Source organism: Microbacterium sp. NPDC056736 (genome assembly GCF_042790415.1).
GTDB lineage: Bacteria > Actinomycetota > Actinomycetes > Actinomycetales > Microbacteriaceae > Microbacterium.
Genome location: NZ_JBHTZE010000004.1, coordinates 239,876 through 260,269, shown reverse-complemented (window position 1 = coordinate 260,269; position 20,394 = coordinate 239,876). Strand labels below are relative to the sequence as shown.

The window sequence follows — 20,394 nt, the reverse complement described above, 5'->3', positions numbered from 1 at the left end:
GCGGGTACTCTGAGAGCGATGGCCGTCCACTCGAAGCATCCGGCGTCGGCGCCGCCCGGACCGCCGGTCCGCGAGAAGACCGGCCACCTGCTGCTGCGCGGCTGGTGCATCTTCGTCCTGTTCATGTCGCTGTCCGGCACGGCATGGGTCAACGCGTTCGGAGAGCTTCCGGCGGCCGTCGTGACCATCGGCGGCGGCGTCCTCTCGGCGGTGCTGTGGATCGTCGTCCGCCCTCCGGTGCAGTGGCGCCGCCTGCCCTGGTTCGTCGTGGCCTACGTCGTGTGGGCGACGGCGTCGCTGGCGTGGTCGGCATGGCCGCAGACCACGGCGATCACCCTGCTGCTGCTGTACATCACGACCCTGCAGGCGCTCTTCATCGGCAGCGTCCTGACGTGGCGCGAGCTGGTGGGTGCGGTCGCGTCCGCGTTGAAGTGGGTCGTCGCGCTGTCGATCCTCTTCGAGCTGTGGGTGTCGGTCGTCATCGGCGAGCCGATCATGCCCGGCTGGGTCGTCGAGAAGGCCGACGATCCGATCGAGTACTGGTCGCGGAACAACCTCTTCGATTTCCCTGAGCGCATCCAGGGCATCATGGGCAACGCCAACCTGCTCGGCCCGGTGGCGCTGCTGGCGATCATCGTCTTCGCGATCCGGCTGGCCGCGGGCGCGCCCCGCCGCGTGGCGCTGTGGATCTGGATCGGATCGGCGGCCTTCCTCTTCGTCCGCGCGTCCTCGGCCACCGCCTACCTCGCCGCCGCCGCGGTGGCCGTGGTGCTGGTCACCGCGCTGCTCATGCGCCGCGCGACGAAGCCGGGCGAGCGGACGAAGTTCTACCTGGGATACCTCGTCGTGGGCGTGGGGGGCCTCGTGGCGCTCTGGCTGCTGCGGGATGCCGTCTTCAGCGCCCTGGGACGCAGCGCCGACCTCACCGGCCGGGAGCGCATCTGGGACGCGGTGCTGGCCCGCACCGCCGAGCGGCCGTGGGTCGGCTGGGGCTACGCGACGCCGTGGATCCCGTCGGATCCGGCGTTCGACGGCTGGGTGGTCGATCACGGTCAGACCGTCATGCAGGCGCACAGCATGTGGATCGACGTGTCGATGCAGCTCGGGATCGTCGGCGTGGTGCTGCTCGCGCTGCTCTTCTTCGCCTTCATCTGGCGCTCGTGGTTCTTCGCCGTCGACCGGCCTCGCTGGGATCTCCGAGCCGACCGGCCGTACTCGCCGCTGACCCTGCTGCCCACGCTGGTGGGGGCGATCCTCCTGGTGCAGGGGCTGGCCGAGTCCAGCCCGCTGCTGCTGTGGGGCTGGCTCTTCGTGGTCATGCTCGGCGGCAAGATCAAGCAGTCCCCGCACGTAGGGGTCGGTCCCGCCGAGCAATCGGCCGCGATCGAGCGCGGTGAGGCCGTCCGCCCGGACGAGTCCGTCCCCCGCGACCGCCCGGGGCCGGGCGCGTGAGCGGCTCGCCCGCGCCGACCGCAGCCGGATGGCCGGGGGCGCTGCTGAACTCGGCGTCCTTCGCCCGCGCGTTCACCGTCACCGTCTTCGGCACCGTCTTCGCGTCCTTCGCTATCGAGCGCATCGCCGGGCATGTCACCTATGTCACCGTGGTCGCCGGGCTGTGCGTGCTGGGAGCGGCGGTGATGATGGTGCGCCGGGGCGAGGTCTCGCTCCTGCGGCTGGTGCCCACGAGCGTGGTCGTGTTCGTCGGCTGGGCACTGGCGAGCGTCTTCTGGAGCGGCGAGCCGACCACCTCGTTCTGGAGCTGGGTCTCGATGGCCGCGATCGCCTTCCTCGCCGTGGTGATCGGCCACGTGCGGGACACGCTGCAGACCGTCCGGGCCCTCGGCGACGTGCTCCGCGTGCTCCTGGGCCTCTCCCTCGCCGTCGAGGTGCTCTCCGGAATCCTGCTCGACGTCCCGTTCCGCTTCCTCGGCGTGCAGGGCAACCTCGCACAGCTGGGCCCGGTCCAGGGCATCTTCGGAACGCGCAACCTCCTCGGCTTCGTCGCCGTGCTCGCTCTCATCACCTTCCTGATCGAGTACCGCACGCAGTCCGTCGCGCCCGGCGTGTCGGTGGCCTCCGTCGTGCTGGCGGGCGGCCTGGCCGCCCTCAGCGACTCCCCCACGGTCGTCGTCCTCGCCCTCGCCGTGGGCCTGGCCGTCGGCGCCCTCGCGCTCGTGCGGCACGCGCGCCCCGAGCGTCGCGCCGGACTGCAGCTCGCCCTCGGCGCCCTGGTCGTCGTCGGCGTCTTCGTCGGCTACGCGGCGCGGCATCCGATCATCGCCCTGCTCGGGGCCGGCACGGACTTCTCCATGCGCGTCGACCTCTGGAACTTCATGGTCGACATCCTGCGCCAGAGGCCCGTGCAGGGATTCGGCTGGTTCGGTGTGTGGGACCCGCGGGAGTACCCCTTCAACGCCATCAACTTCTGGGTCGACGCCGACCACGCCACCGGGTTGAACGCCTACTTCGACGTGGCGCTGCAGCTCGGCTGGGTGGGGCTGGTGCTGTTCCTCGCCCTGGGCGCCCTCGCCCTCGCGCGCGCGTGGCTGGTCGCCGGCGAGCGTCGCTCGGTGGTGTACGCGTGGACGCCGCTCATCCTCGTGGCGCTCCTGGTCGACTCGATGTTCGAGAGCTTCACGCTCACCGGCCTCGGCTGGCTGATGCTCGTGCTGTGCGCGGTGCGCGCGGGCCAGTCTCGCTCGTGGCGCGAGCGGCTGGACAGCGGGACGGATGCCGGCGGCGGGGCGGGCGCGAGCGGCTCGGGGCTTCCCCACGACCAGGGACCGCACGGGACGGCGGGGTAGGCTTCTCTCCGGCCCGACGTCTCGGCGCCCGCCGCCTCGTTCCCGGAGATTCCCCCGTGACCCACGTCCTTCAGAACGTCGTCTTCCCCCTTGACCGCGATCCCGACCTCCTCCCCCTCTACGTCGACCCCGAGACGTGGTCGGTCATCGACGAGGAGCCGGTGCGCGTGTCCAGCCGCGCGCAGCTGGGCAACATCGTGAGCCGCACGTCGGCGAGGATCGTGGCCGGGCGACGGGTGTCCTTCGGCACGTACTTCAACGCGTTCCCCGCGTCGTACTGGCAGCACTGGACGTCGGTCCGCGAGGTGACGCTCACGGTGCGGACGGTCGGCCCCGCGACGATCCTCGTCTATCGCTCGAACGGAGGCGGCGTCAAGCAGCGGCTGGAGACGCGCGAGGTCGAGGGCGCGCAGACGTCGACGTTCGACCTGGTGCTCGACCAGTACAGCGACGGCGGCTTCATCTGGTTCGACATCGTCGCCGATGAGAAGACGGCGCTCTTCGAGGGCGCCGAGTGGACCACGGAGCTCGACCCCGTCCGCGACGGCAAGGCGTCGATCGGCATCACGACCTACAACAAGCCGGACTACTGCATCTGGACGCTGATGAACCTGGCGGACTCGCCCGAGGTGCTCGACGTCGTGGACCGGATCTTCCTGATCGACCAGGGCGATCGCCGCGTCGACGCCCAGCCGGAGTACGACGACGTCGCGGCGCGCCTCGGCGACACCCTCCAGATCATCACGCAGCCGAACCTCGGCGGCTCGGGCGGGTTCGCCCGGGCGATGTCCGAGACGCTGTCGCGCCCGGACAGCGACTTCGTCCAGCTGCTGGACGACGATGTGCGGATCGAGCCCGAGTCCATCCGGCGATCGGTCGTCTTCGGGCGGTACGCCACGGTGCCGACGATCGTCGGCGCGCACATGTTCGACCTGCTCGACCGGCCCAAGCTCCACGCGTGGGCAGAGGTCGTCGACGACGGGCCGTTCATGTGGCGTGCGCTGTACCAGGAGAAGCTCCCGCACGACTTCAGCGTGGCGAACCTCCGGCAGTCGCCGCTGCTGCACATGCGACTGGACGCCGACTACAACGGCTGGTGGATGTGCCTGATCCCCGTCTCGATCATCCGTGAGATCGGTCTGCCGCTTCCCGCCTTCATCAAGTGGGACGATGCGGAGTTCTGCCTGCGCGCCCGCGACGCCGGCTACCCGACGGTGTCGATGCCGGGAGTCGCGCTGTGGCACGTCTCCTGGGTGGGCAAGGACGACTCGATCGACTGGCAGGCGTACTTCCACGCCCGCAACCGCATCGTCGCCGGACTGCTCCACTCCGGTGCGCCGAAGGGCGGAACCCTCATCCGGCACAGTCGGCGAGTGGACCTCAAGCACCTGATGATGATGCAGTACTACCCCGTGGCCCTGCGTCACCGGGCGCTGCGCGACGTGCTGTCGGGTCCCGCGCACATGCGGGCGAATCTCGCCACCGCGATGCCCGCGGCCCGCGCGCTGGCCAAGGAGTACCCCGAGACCGTCATCCACCGCGAGAACGGCGTCGCGCTGCGCTCCCGCCGTGGGCGCCTGGTCTTCAAGCGTCTCAAGCAGCACAGCTTCGACAGCCCGACGGGTTTGCGGCTGCGCTGGTTCACCCTCTCCACGCTCGTGTCGCACTGGATCCACGCGCCCAAGCCCGAGAACCTCACGCAGCCCGAGGTCGAGTTCGGCAAGGGCGACGCGCACTGGTGGCGGCTCCCGCTGTACGACAGCGCCCTGGTGAACTCCGCCGACGGCTCCGGGAAGAACATCTACACCCGTGATCGCAGGAAGTTCCGCGGGATGATCCTGGACTCCCTGAGGCTGCACCGCCGTCTGCGGCGCGAGTGGCCGCAGCTGGCCGAGCGCTACCGTGCGGCCAGTGCCGAGCTGACCTCTCCCGAGGCCTGGAAGCGGACGTTCGAGGGAGAGTCGTGAGCGGCGCCGGTCCCCGGCCGCAGGGATTCGACCCGACGACGGCGACGATCGCGATCGTCACCTACAACCGCTCCGGCCTGCTCGCGCGCCTGCTCACGAGCATCACGGAGATGCAGCCCAAGCCGGGCCACATCGTGGTGGTCGACAACGCCTCGACCGACGACACCGCCGACGTCGTGGAGTCGTTCCGCGAGGCGCTCGAGCCCAGCACCCTGGTCTACCGCCGGATGGAGACCAACACCGGCGGGTCCGGCGGGTTCAGCGAGGGCATGCGCCTGGCGTACGAGCTCGGGTCGGAGTGGATCTGGCTCATGGACGACGACGTCGAGGTCCTCCCCGACGGCCTGGCCAAGATGGGCAAGTGGTCGGCGCGGTTCCGCAGCATCCAGGGCCGCCGCTACGACTACGACGGCAGCGCCTTCTACTGGCAGTACCGGATCGCCGAGCCGATGGGCATCCCGATCCCCTTCGCTCCGGCCGGCTTCGACGGATCCGGCTACAAGCCGATGAACTCCGGATGCTTCGAGGGCATGTTCATCCACCGGGACATCGTGCGCCAGATCGGCCTGCCGGACCCGCGCTTCTTCATCTACTGGGACGACCAGATGTACGGCTGGCTGGCCTCGCGCGTGACGCAGTCCGTCATCGTGGACGAGTTCGTGCTCCGACGCACACGCGAGATCAAGCAGTGGGACATGGGCATCCGCCACATGAACGCGTCCAGCAACGCCTACCGCTACTACATCATGCGCAACCGGGCATACATCAAGAAGTACTACCGCGAGCTCGGCGTCTACAACCCGGTGCTGTTCGCGCTCGGGACCGCGCTCACCTTCGGCAAGGAGCTGATCCGCCTCGTCTTCGTCGAGCGGACGGTGCGGGGCACGTCGAACCTCTTCCGGGGACTGCGCGACGGCCGGAGGATCTCGAAGGATGCCTCGTGGCGGCCGATGCCGCCGCTGGAGACCGCGTCCGCCGAGAGCTGAGACGGCAGCCGCAGGAGCGATGCCTCGACGGAGCCGCCCGCCCCTGCGGTGGCGACGGGTCGCGTCACCGCGGGGAGGGTGCGTAGCCCCGCGGATTCTGGGACTGCCATCTCCACGAGTCGCGGCACGCCTCGTCGATCGTGCGCGTGGCCGACCAGCCGAGCCCTTCGCGCGCCTTGGACGGATCGCAGTACGACGCGGCGACGTCCCCTGCGCGTCTCGGCAGGACGGCCGTGGGGATCTGCCGGCCCGCCGCGCGCCCGAAGGCCGCGATGAGCTCGCGGACGCTGACGGGCACGCCGGTTCCGAGGTTGTAGACCTCGAAGCCCTCGCGCGCGCGCTCGAGCGCGGCGACGTGCCCGGCCGCGAGATCGAGGACGTGGATGTAGTCGCGCAGGCCCGTGCCGTCGGGGGTCGGGTAGTCGTCGCCGAAGATGCCGACACGCTCGAGGCTGCCCACCGCGACCCGCGCCACGTAAGGCATGAGGTTGTTGGGCGTGCCCGACGGATCCTCGCCGATCCGGCCGCTGGGGTGCGCGCCGACCGGGTTGAAGTACCGCAGCGCGATCGCGCGCAGGCGCGGGTCGGCCGCCGCGGCATCCTTCAGCATCTCCTCCACGATGCGCTTGGTCTTGCCGTAGGGATTGGCCAGGTCGATCCCGGTCGGCGAGTCCTCGCGCAGCGGGAGCGTCTCGGGCCTGCCGTAGACGGTCGCCGAGCTGGAGAAGACGATCGTCGGTATCGACTCGGCCGCCATGAGCCTCAGCACCGCGACGGCCGAGCCGATGTTCACGTCGTAGTAACGCACCGGCTGCGCCACCGACTCGCCGACCGCCTTGAGGCCCGCGAAGTGGACGACGGCGTCGACGGGGCCGTGCTGCTGAACGAACGCGCGCACCCGCGGCTCGTCCCGCACGTCCGCGCCCAGAAGAGGGATCTCCGCGCCGGCGAGCGATCCGGCACGGGCGATCGCCTCGGGCGAGGAGTTGGACATGTCGTCCACGACGATGACCTCGTGCCCGGCCTCGATGAGAGCGACCGCTGTGTGCGCGCCGATGTAGCCCGCGCCGCCGGAGAGAAGGACTCGCATCCGACAAGCCTACGAGAGCCGCCGGCTGCGACCGCGCTCAGCCGGTCGGGTAGTCGGCGTTGTAGCGGTCGAGGACTTCGTCGATCGGGGCATCCAGTGCGAGCCGGTGCTTGTCGAGGTACAGCCCGCGGGTGCAGAACCGCCGCAGGTCGCGCTCGCTGTGCGACACGAAGAACAGCGTCCGGCCGTCGGCGAGCAGCTCGTCGATGCGGGCGTAGCACTTCTCGCGGAACGCCTTGTCGCCGACCGCCAGCACCTCGTCGACGAGGAGGATCGGCTCCTCCAGCTGTGAGACGACGGAGAACGCCAGGCGCACCTTCATCCCGTTGCTGAGGTGCTTGTAGGGCGTGTCGATGAAATCCTCGAGCTCGGCGAAAGCGATGATGCCGTCGAAGCGACGCGTGACCTCGGCCTTCGACATCCCGTGGAGCCCCGACGTCAGGCGCACGTTCTCGCGCACCGTCAGGTCGCCGACGAAGCCTCCCGTGATCTCGATGAGCGGTGCGACGCCGCCGTTGACCGAGACGGTCCCCTCGTCGGGGAGCAGCACCCCCGCCACGAGCTTGAGCAGCGTCGACTTGCCCTGCCCGTTCCGCCCCACCACGCCGATGGACTCCCCCGGGCGCACGTCGAAGCCGACGTCGCGCAGCGCCCAGAACTCCCCCGGCTTCGAGCGCCGCGTGGAGTCGGAGAACAGGTCCTTGATGTTGCGGCGGCCACGACGGTTCCGGCGGAAACGCACCCCGAGGCCCTCGACCTCGATCGCCAGGCCCGACGACGTCATCACAGCTCCTTCAGGACGGGACGCTCCAGGCGGCGGAACACCAGAACGCCCAGGACGAAGAACAGCACCGACATGACGGCGCCGATCGACACCACCCAGGGATCCCACTCCCCGGGGAAGAACCCCACCCGGTAGAGCGCGAAGATGCCGGCGAGGGGGTTGAACGCGGCGAGCGTCTCGAACACGCCCGGCAGGTCGGACACCCCGTAGATGACCGGCGACGCATAGAACAGCGCACGCAGGATCAGCTTGGTCGTGCGCTCCAGGTCGCTCCACAGCACGCACAGCGGCGCGACGAGCAGGCCGAGACCGATCAGCAGGATCGTCTGCAGCAGGACGGCGACGGGGAAGAGCAGCAGGCCCCAGTTGAACTGCACGCCCGGCCCTGCCACGACGATGAAGAGCGCGAGGACCGGCAGCGAGCAGAGGAACTCGATCGCCTTCGACAGCACGATGCGGTTCACCCAGATGGAGCGCGGGATCGCGGTGGATCGCACCAGCCGGGCGTCCTTGTTGAACGCCCGCGTGAAGTCCGACACCGCGGAGTTGAACCACACCCACGGCAGGAGCGCGGTGATCAGGAAGACGATGTAGGGCTCATGGCCGACCGTGCGATCGAAGATCTGCGTGAAGACGAACCAGTAGATCGCGCTCATCACGAGCGGGTCCAGGATCGACCAGAGATACCCGAGCGCGCTCGTGGCGTAGCGGACCTTGAGGTCGCGCGCCGACAGCAGCCACAGTGAGTGGACGTAGCGCCGGGCGGATCCGGGGGCGCCGACGGCGGCAGTGGTCACGGGTCGAGTCTATGCGGGCCCGCTCACGCGAGCTGATTGCTCCACATCGACAGCGCCGCGCCGATGGCCATGTGCATGTCCAGGTACTGATACGTGCCCAGGCGGCCGCCGAAGAGCACGTCCTTCTCACCCTTCGCGAGCTCCCGGTACGCCAGCAGTCCTGCGCGGTCCTCCGGCGTGTTCACCGGGTAGTACGGCTCGTCCTCGCGCGACGCGAACCGCGAGAACTCCCGCATGATGACGGTTCGGTCGGCGGGGTAGCGGTCGGCGCGCTCCGGGTGGAAGTGCCGGAACTCGTGGATGCGGGTGTACGGGACGTCGGCATCCGCGTAGTTCATGACCGACGTGCCCTGGAAGTCGCCGACCTCGAGAACCTCCTGCTCGAGGTCGATCGTGCGCCAGGACAGTGCGCCCTCCGCGTAGTCGAAGTACCGATCGACCGGGCCCGTGTAGACGATGGGAACCTGCCCGACCGTCGCCTTCTTGTTGAGGGGCTGCGACTCGTCGAAGAAGTCGGTGTCGAGCTTCACCTCGATGCCCCGGTGGTCGGCCATGCGCTCCAGCCACGCGGTGTACCCGTCGGTGGGAAGGCCCTCCCACGTGTCGTTGAAGTAGCGGTTGTCGTAGTTGTAGCGCACGGGAAGGCGGCTGATCACCTCGGCGGGCAGCTCCTTGGGATCCGTCTGCCACTGCTTGGCGGTGTAGTCGCGGATGAAGGCCTCGTACAGGGGGCGGCCGATGAGCGCGATCCCCTTCTCCTCGAGGTTGGCTGCGTCCTTCGCGTCGAACTCGTCGGCGAGCTCGTGCACGAGCGCACGCGCCTCTTCCGGCGAGTACGCCGCCTGGAAGAACTGGTTGATGGTGCCGAGGTTGATCGGCAGCGGGTACACGACGCCCTTGTGGTTCGTGTAGACGCGGTGCACGTAGTCCGTGAAGGTCGTGAAGCGGTTGACGTACTCCCACACTCCCGGGTTGGACGTGTGGAACAGGTGCGCGCCGTAGCGATGCACCTCGATCCCGGTCGTCGGCTCGTCCTCGCTGTACGCGTTCCCGCCGATGTGATGGCGGCGATCGATGACGGTGACCTTGCGACCAGCCGCCGCGGCCCGTTCTGCGATCGTGAGGCCGAAGAATCCGGAGCCGACGACGAGGAGATCCATGCGCTGTGCTTTCGTGAGGGGGATGCCGGGACACGGCGACGCGGCGGGCCCAGCCGCCGCGGAGTCCGATCCTACTCGATGCGCCTGTCCGGGACGGGTGAGCCCCGGCGGCGTGCGGCGAGGCGACGGGGGATCTCGTAGGCTCGGGGTGCCATGACACTCGACATCGTCATTCCGTTCTGGGGCGACCCCGCGCTGCTCTACGACACCGTCCGCTCCGTCCAGGCGCAGGACGACCCCGACTGGCGCCTTCTCGTCATCGACGACTGCTACCCGGACGAGTCCGTCCCCGGCTTCTTCGCCGCGATCGAGGATCCGCGGATCGCGTACGTCCGCAACGAGGTCAATCTCGGGATCACCGAGAACTATCGCGAAGCCATCCGCCGCGCGCAGGGCGAGCACCTGACGATCCTGGGCTGCGACGACCTCCTCCTGCCGAACTACGTGAGCGTGATCGGCCGCACCATCCGGGCGGTGCCGCACGCCGACGTGATCCAGCCCGGCGTCCAGGTGATCGACGAGACGGGACGCGTCGTCCGGCCGCTGGTCGACCGGGTCAAGCAGAGCATCCTCGCCCCGCACGGCGGACGGGGCATCGCCGTGCTCACGGCCGAGCGCATGGCGACGAGCCTCATCCGCGGCGACTGGCTGTACTGGCCGTCGCTCACCTTCCGCACCGAGACGCTGCGGCGGATCGACTTCCGCGACGGCCTGCCGATCATCCAGGACCTCGCCCTGCTGATGGACATCGCCTTCGACGGCGGCACCCTCGCGTACAACCCGGAGCTCGCCTTCTCGTATCGCCGCCACGGCAGCAGCGCGTCCCAGAAGACCCTGCTGGACGGACGACGGTTCCGCGACGAGCGGACGTACTACCGCCAGGCCCGCGAGCTGGCGAAGGCCAAGGGCTGGGGGCGCACCTCGACCACCGCGGGCCTGCGGGTCATGTCCCGGCTTCATGCGCTCACCGAGCTTCCCGGCGTCATCAGGCACGGGACACGTGCCGGGATAGAATCGACTCTCGCCCACGTCTTCACCCCCTGAACCGCCGCCCGCGCCGGGGGATCCACCGCTTCATCAGGAGTCCTCCCGCTATGTCGAACCACGTGCTCATCACCGGCGGAGCGGGATTCATCGGCAGTCGGCTCGCCCGGCGGCTCGTCGCCGCCGGCAGCACCGTCACGGTGCTGGACGCCCTCATCCCGCAGGTGCACGGCGCCGACCCCGCGACGACCTCGCCGCTGCTGCGCAGCCTCGACGGCATCGCGACGGTGATCCACGGGTCCGTCACGTCCGTCGAGGCGCTCCGCGAGGCGATCGCGGGGGCGGACGTCATCGTCCACCTGGCCGCCGAGACCGGCACCGGCCAGTCGATGTACGAGATCGACCGGTACGTCGAGGCGAACGTCGGCGGCACCGCCAAGCTCCTGGACGTCCTCGCCAACGAGGAGCATTCCGTCCGGCGGCTGGTGATCGCGTCGTCGCGGTCGATCTACGGCGAGGGCGCGTACCGCACCGCCGACGGGCGGACGGTGTATCCCTCCCACCGCGACGACGCCGCGATGGCCGCCGGCGACTTCGACGTGCACATGGACGGAGAAGGCGACCTCGAGCTGATCCCCACGGACGAGGGGTCCAAGCTGCACCCGTCCAGCGTCTACGGCATCACGAAGCAGATGCAGGAGTCGCTCATCCTCACCGTCGCGCCGACGGTCGGCATCGAGCCGGTGTCGCTGCGCTACCAGAACGTCTACGGGCCGGGGCAGTCCCTGAAGAACCCCTACACCGGAATCCTCTCGATCTTCTCGACGCTGATCCGTCAGGGCAAGGAGATCAACATCTTCGAGGACGGCCTCGAGAGCCGGGACTTCGTCTTCATCGACGACGTCGTGGAGGCCACGTTCCTCGCCGCCACCGAGCCCGCGGCCGCCGGCGGCGTCTTCAACGTCGGATCGGGTGTGGCCACCACCGTGAACGAGGTCGTCGCGGCGCTGTTCGCCGCCTTCGGCACCGAGGTGCCGACCCGCGTCTCGGGCAACTACCGTCTGGGCGACATCCGTCACAACGTCGCCGACACCACCCGCCTCCGGGAGGTCCTCGGCTTCGAGCCCGCCGTCACGTTCCGCGACGGCGTGAAGCGGTTCGTGGAGTGGGTCCTCACCGAGCCGGTCGAGGAGGACGCCTACCAGCGGTCCCTCGACGAGATGGCGGCGAGGAATCTCCTGAAGTGATCCGGCGCGCGATCCTGACGGGCACCCCCTACCCGTATCGCTCCAACAGCCTCAACCTCTTCCGGCTGGTGCTGGCCGCGACCGTCCTCTTCGCGCACTCCTTCTACATCGCCGGGCAGGGAGTGGGCCCGCAGATCCACGGCGAGAACCTCGGCGGATGGGCCGTGGCCGGCTTCTTCGTCCTCTCGGGCTTCCTCATCACCCGCAGCCGGCTGCGCACCGGCCCGGGAGACTACCTTCTTCACCGCATCGCCCGCATCTTCCCGGCCTTCCTGGTGTGCCTCGTCGTCATCGCCTTCGTGTTCGCGCCGCTGGCCGCCCTCCTCGAGCACGGCACGCTCGCCGGCTTCCTCAGCACGCCGGTGACGCCCCTGGAGTACATCTGGGGCAACCTCACCCTCTACATCGACCACTACACGATCGGCACGACGCTCGAGTCGGTGCCCTACCCCGGCGCGTGGAACGGATCGCTCTGGACGCTCTTCTACGAGTTCCTCTGCTACATCCTGGTGTGGGTGCTGGGCGGGCTGGCGCTGTTCCGCCGCACGCCTCTCGTGGCGGGTGCGGCCTTCGGCGTCAGCCTGGCCGTCTGGATCGGCATCGGTCTGGCCCAGCGGTGGGGTCTCGACGAGAGCTTCGTGCTGTTCGCCAAGCTCGCGCCCTTCTTCCTCGGCGGCGCGCTGGTGTACTTCCTCGTCGAGCGGGCCGGCATCAACCGCTACGTCGGCATCGGCTCCCTCGTCATCGCCGTGGTGCTGATCGCGGCGGTGCCCCGGTGGGGAGGCCAGGCCGCCGCCCCCTTCCTCGCATACGGGCTGCTGTGGCTGTCGGCTGTCGTGCCGCAGCCCCGGTGGATCGCGCGCAACGACGTCAGCTACGGCTTCTACATCTACGCCTGGCCGGTCCAGCAGCTCACCGTCCTGCTGGGCGCCGCCGCCCTGGGCATGCCGGCGTACATCGCGATCACCGTCGTCGTGACGTTCGCCCTGGCGTGGGCCAGCTGGGTGGGCATCGAGCGCCGGGCGATGCTGTGGGCGCGGCCGGCGGGCAACCACCTCCGCCCGCCCGAGACCATCCCCGGCGACATCCAGCGCACGTGACCCCGGTGACGTAGGCTGGACGACCGTGCCCCGCGTGCTCGTCGACCTCCTGTCCTACTCCGGTACGAAGGGGGGCATGGAGACGTACACGCGTGAGCTCTACCGCGCGCTGGGCGCCCTGGGCGACGAGTACGAGTACGTCGGGTTCCTGAGCCGTGAGGGCGCCGCCCTCGACAGGTCCTGGTTCCCCGGTCGCATCATCGAGTCCGGCATCAGCGGTGAGAACCGGTTCCAGTGGGCGTGGGGCGAGCTCACGCAGGTGGCCCGCGCCGCCGACCGCGTCCGTGCCGATCTCGTCCACTCGCCCGCGACGCTCGGGCCCCGCAAGACGACGATGCCCACCGTCGTCACGATGCACGACATGCTCTACTGGAGCCATCCGGAGTACATGTCCACCCCGCTCTACACGGCGCCCGTCAAGTGGATGGAGAAGGTCGCCGCGCGCAACGCGACGCGCATCGTGACCATCAGTCCCACCTCCGCCGACGAGATCGTCAAGTACCTGGGCGTCGAGCGCGGGCGCCTGGATGTGGTGCCGCTCGCCGGCACGACGCCCGAAGGAGTCGATCGGTCGCTCGCGGGCACGGAGGGACCCTTGATCCTCGCGATGGGCAATCGCCGCCCCCACAAGAACTGGGGCTCCCTGATCCGCGCCCTCACCCACATCCCCGAGGCGGAGCGCCCGCGCGTGGTGATCACCGGCGGCCGGGGCGAGGACCCGCTGCAGGCCGACGTCGACGAGACCGGTATGGCCAGGTGGGTCGATCTCCGGGGCTGGGTGGACGATGCCGAGGTCCGCCGCCTCTACTCGACCGCGACGGCGCTGGCCATCCCGTCGCTGGCGGAGGGCTTCTCCCTCCCCTCCCTCGAGGCGATGGCCGCGGGAGTCCCCGTCCTGCTCAGCGACATCGACGTGCACCGGTTCGTGGCCGGCGATGCGGCGCGCTACTTCGAGCCGGCCGACGACCGGAGCCTCGCCGAGGCCATGATCGCGGTGACCACGGACGCCGGCCTGCGTCAGCGAATGTCGGCCGCGGGCGTGGCGAGAGCGGCGGAGTTCACCTGGCAGCGCACCGCGCGCGAGACGAGGGCGTCCTTCGACGCAGCGCTGGGCATCACCCGCTGACGCCGTTGCGACGGCGGACGAGTCCGGTGGCGTGGATCAGCACGCCCACGACCGGACTCGCGCACAGCGCCAGCAGCACGCGCTCGAGTTCCGGCAGCGGCAGCAGCAGCAACCCGATGAGGGAGGCGGATGCCGCGGCCCAGCCGAGCAGGTAGCGCCCGTGATCCCCCGCGGCGAGCACGGCGGGGCCGGTCAGGCAGAGGAGCGCGGTGAGCCCGGCGCTGGCCACGATCGCGGCGTACGCCGGCGCCGGGAGCGCGTAGCGGTCGCCGTAGAGGAGTGCGATCACCCAGGGGCCCACGACCACGGCGAGCGCGGACAGCACAGCCGTCACGAGGAGGAGGCCCGCACCCCAGAGCCGGACCCGCGCGGCCACCCTGCCCGGCGCGTCCCGGAACGTCACGATGAGGAGGCTCTGGAGGGCAAGGAGCGGGATGACCAGCGGCGCGCGAGTGAGGGTGATCACGAGGATCAGGGAGGCCAGGAGCTCGGGCTGGGTCCGGTCCGAGGTGACCCCGAGCAGGAAGGGCAGGCCGGAGATCATGATGCCCGTCGCGACGGCCGCGCCGACCGTGCGCACGCTGTTGCGCAGCAGGCCGGGCATGCCGGTGTCGAGCGCGAGCGAGGCGCGGATGCCGCGCCCGGTGAACAGCCAGACTCCGGCGGCGGCGAGGAGGAACGGTGCGGCGACGGCCCAGCCCAGTCCGGCGACCCCGGCGCCGAGGGCCAGGGCCGCCGCGATCGCGATGAGGCGCAGCACCGAGTCGGAGACGGTCATGGCGGCGACGCCTGGCCAGTTGCGCACCCCGTAGAGGGCTCCGCTCAGCACGGCGACGAACGTGTAGCCGACCGCCGCGACGGCGAGTGCGGCGACCAGCTGGACCACCGCGCCGCCCGCATCGGCCAGGGCCTCCGGCGGCAGGACCTGGGACGCCCACAGGGGCGAGAGCGCGACGATGAGCACGGCGGCGCCCGACGCGTACAGCAGCGCGAACCCCACCAGGGTGCGGGTGCCGCCGGCGGGCGCCGCGACGTGCGCAGCCCTGGTCACCTCCTGCTGCACCCCGGACAGGGCCGAGACGACGAGGTAGACGATCGACCAGAAGACGCTGAACGTGATGTACTCGTCGGCGGCGGTGAAGCCGGGCACGACGGCCTGGATCACGTAGCCGATGACTCCGGCCAGGACGGTGGCGCCGAGGACGTAGCCGAGGGCACCGCGTCCCTCGGCCCGGTCAGCCTCGCTCATCTGCCTCCGGCGACGAGGGGCGGCCGTCGAGCGCATCGCAGCGCGCGGCGAGATCCTCCAGCTGCGCGCGCAGGATCGCCACCTCCTCGGCCGTGCGCCGGTTCTCGTCCTCCGCCTGCGAGAGCTCCCAGGACAGGTGGAGCGTCACGCCGAGCAGCAGCACGATCGCTGCCGCGAACAGCAGGTTCGCGGGGATCTGGACCCCGAGCACCGCGGTGAGCCACAGCAGCAGCTGCGGGAAGAGGCCGAGGATGAGCACCGCCAGCGCCACGACGATCCACAGCACGGCGTACTTCTCGCGGATGCGCCGCGTGAGCAGCAGCCACATCACCAGGAAGAGGATGAGGACGGCCAGGACGATTCCCGCCAGGACGATCATGCCGCGACCCCCGGTGCAGGACGCGACCGGCGCATGAGCGCCAGCCCGAGCGCGAACATGGACCGCAGCAGGTACACCGTCGACCCCCACGCGCCCTGGCTGGGGCGGCCGAACTGCCGCGGGCGCATCGCGACCGGCACCTGCGTCACCACCAGGCCGGCGTGGCACGCGGCCACGAGCGAGTCCAGCGTGTCGCCGAGGTACTCGGCCGGGTAGTAGCGGACGTACTGCCCGATCGCGCGGGGCCCGGCGGCGCGGAAGCCGCTCGTGACATCGGTGAGCGTCGTGTGCGCGACGCGGGAGACGACCGATGCGAGGAACTTCATCGCCCACTTGCGGGGTCCGCGCACCTTGTAGTCGCCGACGTCGCTGAACCGCGCGCCGATCGAGATGTCGGCCCGCTCGAGCCCGGCGAGGACGCGCTCGATGTCGGCCGGGTTGTGCTGGCCATCGGCGTCGACCTGGATCACGCGGCGATAGCCCATGCGCTGGGCGTACGTGAACCCCGTGCGCATCGCCCCGCCGACGCCGAGATTGAACGGCAGCACCAGCACGGTGGCTCCCGCCTCGCGCGCCACATGCGCGGTGTCGTCGGCCGAGCCGTCGTCGACGACGGCGACGTGGTAGTCGGCGCTGGCGGCGCGGATCTCCCTGACGGTGTTGCCGACGTTGCTCGATTCGTTCCACGCCGGGACGATGACGAGCACGGGATCGGAAGCGGTCGTCATAGTCCCAGAAGTCTATCCGAGGGCGTGTGCCCGCCCGGGATCAGCCGCATGCCACGATCTCGTACAGGCGCTTGTCGCCCTCGCTGTCGACGAGCCGCACGGCGTCCGAGTCTGCGAGGTCGTCCAGTCCCGGGAAGGGATGCGTGCCGGGGTGGACCTCCTGCGTGCCGAAGTCCAGCACGAAGCCGACGTCGAGGTCGGCCACGGCCCGGCAGACGGTGCCGCCGGGCCGGGCCGAGTCCAGTCCGTCGTTGATCGTCTCGAGCTCGTCGGAGATCTGCATCAGGGTGTGCGGCATGAGCACATCCCGACCGGAGATCGCGGAGGCCAGGGAGGCTCCCGTCCACGGGCTTCCCGCGATGGCGACGCCCTCCGGGACGTGCTCCGGCACGCGCTGCAGCAGCGCGTACTCGTCGGAGGTCAGCAGCGGCGAGCCCGGGTAGAGCAGGTACAGCGGTTTGGCCCAGTCGACGGCACGCTGGACGGCCAGTCCCTGCATCGACAGCCCCAGGAGCACGGCGAGGACGGCGGCGACGGTGACGCGCGCGGCGCGCGGAAGGGACCCGGCTGCGCGGCGCAGGGGCGGGAGCGCCGCGACGGCGACCCACGTGCGGACGATGCCGTACGCCCCGAGCGGCACCGAGGCGATCGCGAGGATGGCCGCGAGGCGCGGCAGGTTGTTGTACCAGCTTCCGGTGAGCAGGTCGCGCAGGTCGCCGAAGGGAAGGGATGCGACGGTGATGAACAGCACCGCCCCGACGACCCACATGCCCAGGGCCACGATGGCCGGCCGCGTGCGGTCGATGACCGCCCACACCGCTCCGGCGAGGATCGCGACGGCGGCGACGAAGGCCGGCGCGAGATACCAGGTCGACGCCGACAGCACCTGCCATGCCGCCTCGGGCACCGACATCTGGGTCGGCCACAGCCGCGCCTCGAGCGGGGGCCGGAGGATGCGCACGAGCACGACGCCGATCCCGAGATACGCGATCACCCCCGCCGCGACGAGGAGCCTGCCCTTCACCGTGGTCGAGACCCGCCACCGGTCCACGGTGAAGACGATGGCCATCGGCACGGTGAGCGCGAGCCACGCGACGAAGGCGCCAGGGTGCCCGAGTGCCATGCCGGGGATGGCACCGAGGAGGATGAGGAGCCACCACCACAGGCCCGCCGGATCCCGCTGCGGCACGATCGACAGCACGCGCAGCGTCGCCGCGAGCGCCACCGGCAGCACCGCCAGCCCGAGCTGGAACGGATACAGCACGCCGTAGTCCATCGGCAGCAGCGGGAACGTGGGCAGGGACACGGCGAGGAGGGCCGCTCCGACGGTCAGCACCGGATGCCGCCCGAAGAGGGCGCGGGCCAGCAGCACCACGGCGACCGGCCACACGACGGCGGCGACCACCATGACGACCGCGTTGACGGCCACCGGGATCGACGCGCCCGAGAGCTGGACCGTGAGCGACACCAGCGCGTGCCATGCCGCCGGGTAGAACGGGAGCGAGCCATCGGGGCTCGTCATGTATCCGAGCCGGAGGGAGGAGGCGTTCCCCTCGTCGAGGATGAACCGCACACCGTTGAGGTGGAAGATGTTGTCGAACGTCTGCGAGATGTGGTCCGGTGCCTGGATGATCTGCGCGACGCGGACGATCGTGATCACGGCCGCGGCGGCCAGCGCGGCGACGAGCCACCAGTCGGGCCGCCGGCGCGGCCGGCGCGCGAGCGCGATGCCACCGTCCACCCGGCGTCGGATCAGGAGAATGGCGCCGCCCACGAGCGCCGTCATGCCCGCGACGGGGAGCAGCGACCACGGCACGCCCACCCATCCTGCGACGACCGCCGTCCCGCCGATGATCGTCAGCGCGAACGCGGGAGCCGCTCCCACCGCCCAGAGTCCGCGCAGCCCCACCGCGGCCGCCAGGGCTCCGCCGAGACCCCACAGGATCGCGACGGCGACGCACACCGGCCAAACCAGGTCGAGAAACGTCACGATCGGCCTTTCTCGGAGAATCACGTGTCGTGGTCGGCGTGAGCGACTGCCCGGCGCACCGCTAGAACCCTACCGGCGTATCGCTGAGAGGCCGCTTCGGGGCCCGGACGCGACCTGTGACACGATTGTCGGGTGAAGGGCATCATCCTCGCGGGCGGTTCGGGCACGCGGCTGCATCCGATCACACTCGGTGTGTCCAAGCAGCTGATCCCGGTCTACGACAAGCCCATGGTCTACTACCCGCTGTCCACGCTGATGCTCGCCGGCATCCGCGACATCCTGGTGATCACGACGCCGCACGATGCGGCGTTCTTCGAGCGTCTGCTGGGCGACGGGTCGCAGTTCGGGGTGAGCCTGACGTTCGCGCAGCAGCCGTCGCCGGACGGGCTGGCGCAGGCGTTCACGATCGGTGCGGACTTCATCGGCGACGACAAGGTCGCCCTGGTCCTCGGCGACAACCTGCTCTACGGGCCGGGTCTGGGCACGCAGCTGAAGCGGTACACCGACGTCGAGGGCGGCGCGGTGTTCGCGTACTGGGTGGCCGAGCCCAGCGCGTACGGCGTGGTCGAGTTCGCCGGCGACGGCAGGGCGGTCTCGCTGGAGGAGAAGCCGAGGGCGCCCAAGAGCAACTACGCCGTGCCGGGGCTGTACTTCTACGACAACGACGTGGTCGGCATCGCCCGCGAGCTGCAGCCCAGCGCGCGCGGCGAGTACGAGATCACCGACATCAACCGGGCGTACCTGGAGCGCGGGTCGCTGCACGTGGAGGTGCTGCCGCGCGGCACCGCGTGGCTGGACACCGGGACGTTCGATCAGATGACGGACGCCGCCGACTACGTCCGCACGATCGAGCGGCGCACCGGCATGCGCATCGGCGTGCCGGAGGAGGTCGCGTGGCGGCAGGGCTTCCTGACGGACGACGAGCTGCGCGCCCGGGCGCAGACGCTGGTGAAGTCCGGGTACGGCACGTACCTGCTGGAGCTGCTGGAGAGAGGACGCTGATGGCCCACCTGCTCGTCACCGGAGGCGCAGGCTTCATCGGGTCCAACTTCGTCCACCACGTCATCGAGCACACCGATCACCAGGTCACGGTGCTCGACAAGCTCACCTACGCCGGCAACCTCGCCTCCCTGGCGGGCCTGCCCGAGGACCGCTTCGCCTTCGTCCGCGGCGACATCGCCGACGCGGAGCTGGTCGACGGCCTGATGAGCCGGGCGGACGCGGTCGTGCACTACGCCGCCGAGTCGCACAACGACAACTCGCTGCACGACCCGCGCCCGTTCCTGGACACCAACATCATCGGCACGTACACGCTGCTCGAAGCCGCCCGCCGCCACGGCACCCGGTTCCACCACATCTCCACCGACGAGGTCTACGGCGACCTGGAGCTGGACGACCCGGCCCGCTTCTCGGAGTCCACCCCCTACAACCCCTCGTCGCCGTACTCGTCGACCAAGGCCGGATCGGACCTGCTGGTGCGCGCCTGGGTGCGCTCGTTCGGCGTGCAGGCCACCATCTCGAACTGCTCCAACAACTACGGCCCCTACCAGCACGTGGAGAAGTTCATCCCCCGCCAGATCACCAACGTCCTGCGCGGCATCCGCCCGAAGCTGTACGGCAAGGGCGAGAACGTGCGCGACTGGATCCACGCCGACGATCACTCCTCCGCCGTGCTCACCATCCTCGACAAGGGTGTCATCGGCGAGACCTACCTCATCGGCGCCGACGGCGAGAAGGACAACAAGACCGTCGTCGAGCTCATCCTCACCGAGATGGGACAGCCCGCCGACGCCTACGACCACGTCACCGACCGCGCCGGACACGATCTGCGCTACGCCATCGACTCCACCAAGCTGCGCACCGAGCTCGGCTGGCAGCCGCGATACCGCGACTTCGAGGCCGGCCTGCGCGCCACCATCGACTGGTACCGCGAGAACGAGGACTGGTGGGCGCCGGCCAAGGACGGCGTCGAAGCCTTCTACGCATCGAAGGGGCAGTGAGAC

At 70.1% G+C, this 20,394-nt stretch carries 18 protein-coding genes; 10 read left to right on the top strand and 8 right to left on the bottom strand.

Features of this window, described 5'->3' with window-relative positions; translation table 11 throughout:
- Nucleotides 1–18 precede the first annotated feature (18 nt).
- From ACFRAL_RS10605 to ACFRAL_RS10590, 4 genes are read left to right on the top strand one after another with little or no spacing between them, the layout of a single operon-like run.
- On the top strand, nt 19–1,452 hold the full coding sequence (locus ACFRAL_RS10605) for an O-antigen ligase family protein (protein WP_378882547.1): 1,434 nt from the start codon (nt 19–21) through the stop codon (nt 1,450–1,452).
- Nucleotides 1,449–2,804, top strand: a complete 1,356-nt coding sequence (locus tag ACFRAL_RS10600; RefSeq protein ID WP_378882544.1) for an O-antigen ligase family protein — start codon at nt 1,449–1,451, stop codon at nt 2,802–2,804. The genes ACFRAL_RS10605 and ACFRAL_RS10600 overlap by 4 nt, the downstream gene beginning before the upstream one ends.
- A gap of 56 nt (nt 2,805–2,860) precedes the next feature.
- On the top strand, nt 2,861–4,771 hold the full coding sequence (locus ACFRAL_RS10595) for a glycosyltransferase (RefSeq protein ID WP_378882541.1): 1,911 nt from the start codon (nt 2,861–2,863) through the stop codon (nt 4,769–4,771).
- A complete protein-coding gene (locus tag ACFRAL_RS10590) occupies nt 4,768–5,757 on the top strand; it encodes a glycosyltransferase family 2 protein (protein ID WP_378882538.1) in 990 nt (329 codons plus the stop codon). The genes ACFRAL_RS10595 and ACFRAL_RS10590 overlap by 4 nt, the downstream gene beginning before the upstream one ends.
- Nucleotides 5,758–5,821: 64 nt before the next feature.
- On the opposite strand, the gene galE is transcribed toward ACFRAL_RS10590, so the two are convergent.
- From galE to glf, 4 genes are read right to left on the bottom strand one after another with little or no spacing between them, the layout of a single operon-like run.
- Nucleotides 5,822–6,847 (bottom strand): UDP-glucose 4-epimerase GalE, encoded by a 1,026-nt coding sequence (gene galE, locus ACFRAL_RS10585; protein ID WP_378882535.1) that lies wholly within the window; start codon nt 6,845–6,847, stop codon nt 5,822–5,824.
- A 37-nt stretch (nt 6,848–6,884) separates the two neighbouring features.
- Nucleotides 6,885–7,631 (bottom strand): ABC transporter ATP-binding protein, encoded by a 747-nt coding sequence (locus tag ACFRAL_RS10580; RefSeq protein ID WP_336398474.1) that lies wholly within the window; start codon nt 7,629–7,631, stop codon nt 6,885–6,887.
- Entirely contained in the window at nt 7,631–8,428 is a 798-nt protein-coding gene (locus ACFRAL_RS10575) for an ABC transporter permease (RefSeq protein ID WP_336398473.1), read from the bottom strand. Before ACFRAL_RS10575 ends, ACFRAL_RS10580 begins: the two co-directional genes overlap by 1 nt.
- Nucleotides 8,429–8,451: 23 nt before the next feature.
- Nucleotides 8,452–9,588 (bottom strand): UDP-galactopyranose mutase, encoded by a 1,137-nt coding sequence (gene glf / locus ACFRAL_RS10570; protein ID WP_378882530.1) that lies wholly within the window; start codon nt 9,586–9,588, stop codon nt 8,452–8,454.
- Nucleotides 9,589–9,741: 153 nt separating this feature from the next.
- Between glf and ACFRAL_RS10565 the strand changes: the two genes are divergently transcribed.
- Genes ACFRAL_RS10565 through ACFRAL_RS10550 form a run of 4 tightly spaced genes read left to right on the top strand, consistent with a single transcriptional unit; the run spans nt 9,742 to nt 14,045 of the window.
- Nucleotides 9,742–10,632 (top strand): glycosyltransferase, encoded by an 891-nt coding sequence (locus tag ACFRAL_RS10565; RefSeq protein WP_336398471.1) that lies wholly within the window; start codon nt 9,742–9,744, stop codon nt 10,630–10,632.
- A 50-nt stretch (nt 10,633–10,682) separates the two neighbouring features.
- Nucleotides 10,683–11,819, top strand: coding sequence for an NAD-dependent epimerase/dehydratase family protein (locus ACFRAL_RS10560; protein ID WP_336398470.1), 1,137 nt, complete (start codon nt 10,683–10,685; stop codon nt 11,817–11,819).
- A complete protein-coding gene (locus ACFRAL_RS10555; protein ID WP_378882526.1) occupies nt 11,816–12,919 on the top strand; it encodes an acyltransferase family protein in 1,104 nt (367 codons plus the stop codon). The genes ACFRAL_RS10560 and ACFRAL_RS10555 overlap by 4 nt, the downstream gene beginning before the upstream one ends.
- A gap of 25 nt (nt 12,920–12,944) precedes the next feature.
- Nucleotides 12,945–14,045 (top strand): glycosyltransferase family 1 protein, encoded by a 1,101-nt coding sequence (locus tag ACFRAL_RS10550; RefSeq protein ID WP_336398468.1) that lies wholly within the window; start codon nt 12,945–12,947, stop codon nt 14,043–14,045.
- On the opposite strand, the gene ACFRAL_RS10545 is transcribed toward ACFRAL_RS10550, so the two are convergent.
- Genes ACFRAL_RS10545 through ACFRAL_RS10530 form a run of 4 tightly spaced genes read right to left on the bottom strand, consistent with a single transcriptional unit; the run spans nt 14,035 to nt 18,391 of the window.
- On the bottom strand, nt 14,035–15,294 hold the full coding sequence (locus tag ACFRAL_RS10545) for a hypothetical protein (RefSeq protein ID WP_336398467.1): 1,260 nt from the start codon (nt 15,292–15,294) through the stop codon (nt 14,035–14,037). The two genes, ACFRAL_RS10550 and ACFRAL_RS10545, sit on opposite strands and share 11 nt — an antisense overlap.
- Entirely contained in the window at nt 15,281–15,673 is a 393-nt protein-coding gene (locus tag ACFRAL_RS10540) for a DUF2304 domain-containing protein (protein ID WP_336398466.1), read from the bottom strand. Before ACFRAL_RS10540 ends, ACFRAL_RS10545 begins: the two co-directional genes overlap by 14 nt.
- Nucleotides 15,670–16,401, bottom strand: coding sequence for a glycosyltransferase family 2 protein (locus tag ACFRAL_RS10535; protein WP_336398465.1), 732 nt, complete (start codon nt 16,399–16,401; stop codon nt 15,670–15,672). The genes ACFRAL_RS10540 and ACFRAL_RS10535 overlap by 4 nt, the downstream gene beginning before the upstream one ends.
- Before the next feature lie 40 nt (nt 16,402–16,441).
- Complete coding sequence (locus ACFRAL_RS10530; RefSeq protein ID WP_378882521.1) at nt 16,442–18,391, bottom strand: DUF6541 family protein; 1,950 nt, start codon at nt 18,389–18,391, stop codon at nt 16,442–16,444.
- A 132-nt stretch (nt 18,392–18,523) separates the two neighbouring features.
- Between ACFRAL_RS10530 and rfbA the strand changes: the two genes are divergently transcribed.
- Nucleotides 18,524–19,393 (top strand): glucose-1-phosphate thymidylyltransferase RfbA, encoded by an 870-nt coding sequence (gene rfbA / locus ACFRAL_RS10525; RefSeq protein ID WP_336398463.1) that lies wholly within the window; start codon nt 18,524–18,526, stop codon nt 19,391–19,393.
- On the top strand, nt 19,393–20,391 hold the full coding sequence (rfbB, locus tag ACFRAL_RS10520; protein WP_378882518.1) for a dTDP-glucose 4,6-dehydratase: 999 nt from the start codon (nt 19,393–19,395) through the stop codon (nt 20,389–20,391). Before rfbA ends, rfbB begins: the two co-directional genes overlap by 1 nt.
- Nucleotides 20,392–20,394: the final 3 nt, after the last annotated feature.

What these genes read in the sequence shown, in the direction of transcription:
- ACFRAL_RS10605 (WP_378882547.1), top strand. Translation starts at nt 19, where the DNA reads ATGGCCGTCCACTCGAAGCATCCGGCGTCGGCGCCGCCCGGACCGCCG.
- galE (WP_378882535.1), bottom strand. Translation starts at nt 6,847, where the DNA reads ATGCGAGTCCTTCTCTCCGGCGGCGCGGGCTACATCGGCGCGCACACA.
- ACFRAL_RS10580 (WP_336398474.1), bottom strand. Translation starts at nt 7,631, where the DNA reads ATGACGTCGTCGGGCCTGGCGATCGAGGTCGAGGGCCTCGGGGTGCGT.
- glf (WP_378882530.1), bottom strand. Translation starts at nt 9,588, where the DNA reads ATGGATCTCCTCGTCGTCGGCTCCGGATTCTTCGGCCTCACGATCGCA.
- ACFRAL_RS10565 (WP_336398471.1), top strand. Translation starts at nt 9,742, where the DNA reads ATGACACTCGACATCGTCATTCCGTTCTGGGGCGACCCCGCGCTGCTC.
- ACFRAL_RS10560 (WP_336398470.1), top strand. Translation starts at nt 10,683, where the DNA reads ATGTCGAACCACGTGCTCATCACCGGCGGAGCGGGATTCATCGGCAGT.
- ACFRAL_RS10545 (WP_336398467.1), bottom strand. Translation starts at nt 15,294, where the DNA reads ATGAGCGAGGCTGACCGGGCCGAGGGACGCGGTGCCCTCGGCTACGTC.
- ACFRAL_RS10540 (WP_336398466.1), bottom strand. Translation starts at nt 15,673, where the DNA reads ATGATCGTCCTGGCGGGAATCGTCCTGGCCGTCCTCATCCTCTTCCTG.
- ACFRAL_RS10535 (WP_336398465.1), bottom strand. Translation starts at nt 16,401, where the DNA reads ATGACGACCGCTTCCGATCCCGTGCTCGTCATCGTCCCGGCGTGGAAC.
- rfbB (WP_378882518.1), top strand. Translation starts at nt 19,393, where the DNA reads ATGGCCCACCTGCTCGTCACCGGAGGCGCAGGCTTCATCGGGTCCAAC.